The 5,743-nt window shown below is 69.2% G+C and carries 6 protein-coding genes; 2 read left to right on the plus strand and 4 right to left on the minus strand.

Annotated elements, in window-relative coordinates:
* Positions 1 to 123: 123 nt before the first annotated feature.
* The 4 genes from Q8K49_RS01840 to Q8K49_RS01855 all read right to left on the minus strand — a co-directional run bounded on the left by Q8K49_RS01840 (position 124) and on the right by Q8K49_RS01855 (position 4,067).
* Positions 124 to 1,071 (minus strand): AAA family ATPase, encoded by a 948-nt coding sequence (locus Q8K49_RS01840; protein ID WP_305303725.1) that lies wholly within the window; start codon positions 1,069 to 1,071, stop codon positions 124 to 126.
* A complete protein-coding gene (locus Q8K49_RS01845) occupies positions 1,068 to 1,913 on the minus strand; it encodes an ExeA family protein (RefSeq protein WP_305303726.1) in 846 nt (281 codons plus the stop codon). The genes Q8K49_RS01840 and Q8K49_RS01845 overlap by 4 nt, the downstream gene beginning before the upstream one ends.
* Positions 1,910 to 3,391, minus strand: coding sequence for a DDE-type integrase/transposase/recombinase (locus tag Q8K49_RS01850; RefSeq protein WP_305303727.1), 1,482 nt, complete (start codon positions 3,389 to 3,391; stop codon positions 1,910 to 1,912). Before Q8K49_RS01850 ends, Q8K49_RS01845 begins: the two co-directional genes overlap by 4 nt.
* A 109-nt stretch (positions 3,392 to 3,500) precedes the next feature.
* Complete coding sequence (locus Q8K49_RS01855; protein ID WP_305303728.1) at positions 3,501 to 4,067, minus strand: hypothetical protein; 567 nt, start codon at positions 4,065 to 4,067, stop codon at positions 3,501 to 3,503.
* A 21-nt stretch (positions 4,068 to 4,088) separates the two neighbouring features.
* Here Q8K49_RS01855 and Q8K49_RS01860 point away from each other — a divergent pair, with 21 nt between their 5' ends.
* Positions 4,089 to 4,529, plus strand: coding sequence for an SEC-C domain-containing protein (locus Q8K49_RS01860; protein WP_305303729.1), 441 nt, complete (start codon positions 4,089 to 4,091; stop codon positions 4,527 to 4,529).
* 222 nt (positions 4,530 to 4,751) lie between these two features.
* Positions 4,752 to 5,516, plus strand: a complete 765-nt coding sequence (locus tag Q8K49_RS01865; protein WP_305303730.1) for a hypothetical protein — start codon at positions 4,752 to 4,754, stop codon at positions 5,514 to 5,516.
* Positions 5,517 to 5,743: the final 227 nt, after the last annotated feature.

Consider the following 5,743-nt stretch of genomic DNA (forward strand, 5'->3'; position numbering starts at 1 on the left):
TGAGCGTGAGCACGTTCTTTGAGGGCGCGCTGAGCACGTTTCCTGATGGTCGTTCCCGTTCCCGTTCCCGCGCGTCGTAGGGAGTGACGGGAATGCGGGTTTGGGAATGCGGGGAAAGACAGCTCAAGGGGAAGAGAGGGCGTAGCCGCCGGCGGCGCGATGGACCCGCCCGGCGCTCACGAGGTCGGCGAGCACCTCGACGAGCCGCTCGTTCCTGACGCGGCAGGCGGTGCGAAGTGCCGCGACGGTCATCGGCTCATCGGCGGCTGACAGAGCCTCTTCGATCCGCTCGTGGAGTTCCGGCGGCGCTGTCTCGGCGTTCTTCGCAGTGCGCTCGATGATCTCCAGCGCGGTCGCCTCATCCTCGGCCTTCAGGCGGAGCGCGATTCCCGAGGAGGATGCGGCCGCGCGGTGCTCGATGGACATCGTCAGCTGCTCGGCCTCGCGACGCAGGTAGAGGTTGGAGTCGCCCCACGCGTGAAATTCCGACGAGCCGCGCAATGCCTGGCCTGCGCGGGCGCGGCCAGCGCCCTTCCGGGCGTGGTGCACGACGACGACGGCGAGTTTGTAACGACGCTGCAGCTCTCGCAGAAAGGCCAGGAGCGGCGCGACCTCTCCAGAGACGTTCTCGTCGATGCGGTGAAGGCGGACAAAGGGGTCGAGGATCAGCAGGCGAGGCCGAAGGGCCGCCACCGTCTCGGTGAGGCTCCGGCGATCAGCCTCGACGTCGAGACGGACGGTGGGCGCGGTGATGACGTGGATATCGACGTCGGCCAGCGCCACGCCCGCCGCACGCGAGATGCCGTCGAGGCGACGGCGGACGACGTGCAGGGCGTCCTCGGCTGCAAACAGCAGCACGCGACCCGGCCGGGCCACTGCGAAGCGCCGCAGGCACGAGGTGCCCGAGGCGACCGCGACGGCCATGTCGAGGGCGAGGAAGGACTTACAGCACTTGGGCTCGCCCCCGACGATGCCCACGCCCTCCTCGGCCCAAAGCCCGTCGATGAGCCACCGGCGCTCCTCGGCGCACTCCGCCAGGCGGTGCGCGCGCTCGACGGGGAGGCCGCTCACCTCGCGCGCCGGGCAGGCTTGGCGGATTCGGGCGGAGCCGGCACCGCGAAGACCTCGAAGTACAGCTTCTCGTCGAGCTGCTTGGCCTCGCGCTCGGCTCCGGCAGACAGCAGCTCGCCGGCCATCACCATGAGGGTCCGGTGGTTGCCCGCGGAGTGCTCGCACAGCGTCCCCATCAGCTCGGCCGTCATCAGCCTCGCGTTGCCGGCCTTCACGAGCGAGTGCTTCAGCGTCTCCAGTAGCTCGTCAGAGGTGGCCTTTTCGAGAGGCAGGCGCACCCGGACGCGACTTCCGAGCGGGAGAAGCTCGTCGCTGCGTAGCCGCTCGAGGAGTCGAGCGTCGCCGGCCAGCACGGTGGTGAGCAGCATGTGCGAGTCGAGCCGCGTGCTGCACAGGAGGCGCAGCTCGCTCAGGACGGTCGAGTGCATCTCTTGGGCTTCGTCGATGACCAGCACGGGCCGGAAGAGGGCCGCCTCGATGTGCGTCTGCCACTTCTCGCGCAGGGCCTTCGAGCCGCTCCATCGGTTGTGAGGCTGGAGCTGCACGCCGAAGAGGTCGCCCATCTCCCGGTAGAAGTCGGCCAGGCCCGCCTGCGGCCGGCTGAGGATGCCCACGCGCACGTCGCGTTGCCCGGACAGGCGCTCGACGAGAAGCCGCAAGGCCACCGACTTGCCGGCGCCGGGCTCGCCACTGACGAGCGCGAAGCCGCCCTCGCGGGCGAGATTCTCTGCGCGCCAGCAGAAACTCTCCACCTTCGGCGCGAGGTGCAGGGCCTCGACCGGGACGTCGGGGGCGAAGGGGTTCCACTTGAGGCCGTACAGCGAGAGGAGCTTCTTGTTCATTCGTTGTCCTTCGGGGACTGCGGGGTGGAGTCATCCTTCGGCAGGTAGGCCGGCGGCAGGCCCCCTGCGGCGTACTGAGTCATCAGTCGCTCGAGCAGCGGGGCCACTCCCACCTCGGGCGCGGGCACGCCGGGTGTCGACTCGGTGGCCGCGACGTCGAGGCTCTTCCTCTGCCCGTCGGCGTTCCGGTTCCGGTCGAGCGGATACAGCGCGCTCAGCACCGTCGAGGTCTTGTCGTCGACCAGGAAGACGTGCGTCATGTCCCACCGCGCGTAGCGCACGGTGACTCTCTCGAAGTGCCGGTACTGCGAGGGCACCTCGAAGCGCACGCCCTCGAGAGTGAAGGTCCCATCGCTTCGGCGCTGGGTGCGAAGTTCCTCGGTGCAGAAGGCCAGCCGCAGGGCGCGGCTGTCGGGGCTCTTCCGTCCGACGTCGGGGCCTTCGAGGTAGCGGTGGATCGGCGCGGTCCCCAACTCCGAGTGCGTCTTACGGTTGTATTCGAGCTCGACCCACGCCTGCGTCGCCTCGTTCATCAGGGCCAGCGTCACGCGGCGCACGCCCTCGAGCATCGCGACGAGGCGGCCCTCGACCTGGCCCCAGAAGTTCTCCTGCTTGCCATTCTGGTACGGGCTGTAGGGCAGCGTTGTCTGGTGATGGATGCCGAGGCGCGCGAGGCCGCCCCGGGTTTCCGCCGCGTCCATCGGCTTGCCGTTGTCCGTCATCAGGCTGCGCGGCAGGCCTCGCTTCTGGATGGCCTGAGAGAGCCCGTGCACGAGGTTCTCGGCGGTCTCTGCGAAGTACCACTGCAGGTGACAGGCGAGCCGCGACTTATCGTCGAGGATGCCCAGGAGGATGGGCGTCAGCCACTCGCCCGCGGGCGTCACCACCTTGCGACTCCCGTGGTGGAAGTCGAGGTGCCACAGCCCGTTGACGTAGGCGTTCTCGTAGCTGCGCACCTCGCGCTCTTCGAGGCGGCGCTCCGCCGCCAGCGCGCCCTTCGTCTCGCGGCTCGAGAGTCGGCGGCGTTTGAAGAGGCCGGTCGCCTTCATGTAGCGGCGGACCGTCGCGTACGAGGGCGCGGCGCCCAGCGCCGCGGCGTCCCTGGCCGCGAGCGCGGCCAGGTTGTCGGCGTGCAGCTGGTAGCTCCACGCCCTGTGCGCCAGGTACTGCGCCACCAGCGCGGCCTTCAGCTTCTCGCCCATCGCGGACTGCTGGCCGCTGTCCTTGCGGATGCGTTTCCGCAGCACCGCCACTGGGTCGGCTCCTGCGTTCCGCGCGAGGTAATACCAGCGCTCGATGGTGGCGAAGCCGAAGCGCGTCGGCTCGCCCGTCACCGGGTGCTGCCACGTTTTCCCGGCCAGCTTCTGGAGTTCCTCCTTGAGTTCTCCCGGCCCGGGCGGCGCGGCGAGCAGCGTGCCCACCACCGAGAAGCGCAGGTGCGCCCACCGCTCGTGCGACGTTCGCGTCTTGTCTGCCATTGCCTGGGCTCCTCTTCGCGCCTGAGGACTCCGGAGCGCGGGGAGCGTCAGTACCGAAGGACCTCGGGAGCGTCGCCGCGCGACTTCTGCGGGCGGCAGGTGCCCATCATCAAGCGTGGCGGGCCAGCGCCGGCGTGGTGAGGGGCAACAGCAGCCGCAGGAGGGCCATCAGGCGCTCGCGCCCATCGCCGGTGAAGGCGTTGAGCAGCGAGAGCGGCAACGTCGTCTCGTCCACCGGCGTGCGCACCAGCCCTCGCGCCTGCTTCCAAGTTGGCGTCTCGGGGAAGGTCGCAGCCCACCAGCGACGCCAGCGCGTCAGCGTTCGGAGACTGGCTCCGGTCAGCTCGCGGAGCCGGGCCGCCCGCCACCGCGTCACCCCGTGCATCATGGCGGTGGCGAGCACCACGACGGCGCCCACGTAGACGCGCCGCCCGAGGAATCGAAACGAGGGTGGCATCCGGCGCTTCCGGCAGTCCTCCGAGGCGCAGCAGAAGCTGAAGCGCTGCTCGTACCCCGTCGGCAGGAGCGCCCGCCCGGCCCTCGGCTTCCTGGCGTAGTTGGCGGCGTGCAGCGCGCCGCCGCACCGCGGGCACCCCTGGGTCCGCACCTCCGCCGCGGCTTCCGTGTCCGCCATGAGCTGCAGTGCGTAGACTCTCGGGTCCGCGAGCAGGTCCATTCCCCATTTCAGGAGCAAGTCGTGGCCATCGCCAGAAACGCGCCGTGTCCCTGCGGCAGCGGCAAGAAGTACAAGCAGTGCTGTCTCGACGCAGACGCCGACAAGGCGCGACAGCGCATGGCCGCGACCGCGGTGGTCGCCGCAAGTCGTCTCGAGGCCGACGAGGAGGACGCGGAGCTCGCGCTGCTCTCCAATGAGGCTGTCGACCTGGTCAACGCCGGCGACTTCGCGAAGGCAGAGGCCGTCATCGCGCAGTTGCGCGAGCGCTTCCCCTACGCTCACGACTGGATGGAGCGCACGGCCTTCCTCAATGAGAAGCGGGGTAATCTCCCCGTCGCCCGTGAGTACTACGGGAAGTGTCTCGAGTTGGCGGTCGCCAAGCCCGAGTTCTTCGACGAGGGCTCACGCGCCTTTTTCCGGCGGAAGGTGGAGCAGTTCCAGCCACCAGCCGCTTCGACTTGAGCGCACAAGTCCTGCTCGCGGCTTGACCTCGATGCTGATCCTCGCGGTCCGTTGCGCCGCTCCCGCGCCCACTGCCATGATGCTCAGGCGCTTGGCGGCGCGAAGGGGTGCCGGGTGGCCGACTGGAGAATCGCGTTGGCGTTGGTCCTTGCCCTCGCAGCGGATGCATCGACTCGGCCTTGGCGGCCGTTCCGGCGGGCTGGCTTGCACAGCTTCGTGCGAATGGCTCTGCTCTTCTCTCCGTTCGCCCTCTTCTGGATGGGGTCGGAGGCCTTCACCGCGCTCTCGTTCACCGCCCTCTCGGTCGCGACGGCCGGGGCGGGCCTCCTGCTCTTCCTCCTCGCGTTTGAGGGTACGAGCCACAGGGCGCTGGTGGCCGCGGGCCTGGCGGGCACAGTCCTCATGCACCTGGCCGCCTCGGTAAACCGGTGGCGCTTTCCGAGCGTCGAGGCGGCGCCGCTCGTTGCCTTCCTTGGCATCGTCCTCGTCGCTGCCCAGACTCGAGCGCCGCTGGCACAGCTGGCGAAGGTTGGCGTGGGTGTCGTCGTCTTCGGGTTCTTAGGCGCTCGCGGGGTGGACATCGTCAACCAGCAGCAGGTCCCGTGCTTTGGGGACGGCGTCTTCCCGACCGTGATGCTGTGGACAGCCGTGCTTACAAGCGCGATTGGTATTGTGCTCCGCCGCGCCGCGCCTCGCCTCCCCTGGTGGGTCGCCACCAGCGCCGCGGTCATCGTCTCTGCGGGCGCTGCGACGCTAGGGCCCGAGCCCTTCAGCGGTAGCTTCCTGTTTCCCACCCTCGCAGCCTGCGGTGCCGTCGGCTTCGAATTGGGGAGGAAGGCCTACGGTGCGGTGGTGGCGGTCGCCGGACGGTCGGGCACAGCGCGCGCGGGCGCAGCGGAGTTCCTCTTCTCCCTGGCGGTGATGCAGGCCTTCTCCGTCCTACCCGTTTGGCTCCTGCAGATTTGGCTCTCAGACTCCGGGTGCTGATGCGGTCCACCGCGACGCGGTGAGCGCCGTCGGCATCAGCCTCCTGCGACTGCGGCGACAGTGGTGATCGCCGTTCAAGTTGGTCGAGCCACCGGCATGGCCCGAGGCGTTGATCGTCCCATCGTGGAAGCGGTTTGTTCACACTACGCGATGGCGCCGACGCCTCGCCCCTCAGCGACCGTGCTCAGAACGGCGTCGATCACCATCAGACAGCGCGCTCACTCTCA

It is taken from the genome of Brevundimonas sp. (genome assembly GCF_030682035.1).
In the GTDB taxonomy this organism is placed as follows: domain Bacteria; phylum Pseudomonadota; class Alphaproteobacteria; order Caulobacterales; family Caulobacteraceae; genus Brevundimonas.

Coding starts and splice junctions, on each gene's coding strand:
- Q8K49_RS01845 (WP_305303726.1), bottom strand. CDS start 1,913: ATGAACAAGAAGCTCCTCTCGCTGTACGGCCTCAAGTGGAACCCCTTC.
- Q8K49_RS01850 (WP_305303727.1), bottom strand. CDS start 3,391: ATGGCAGACAAGACGCGAACGTCGCACGAGCGGTGGGCGCACCTGCGC.
- Q8K49_RS01855 (WP_305303728.1), bottom strand. CDS start 4,067: ATGGACCTGCTCGCGGACCCGAGAGTCTACGCACTGCAGCTCATGGCG.
- Q8K49_RS01865 (WP_305303730.1), top strand. CDS start 4,752: ATGGCTCTGCTCTTCTCTCCGTTCGCCCTCTTCTGGATGGGGTCGGAG.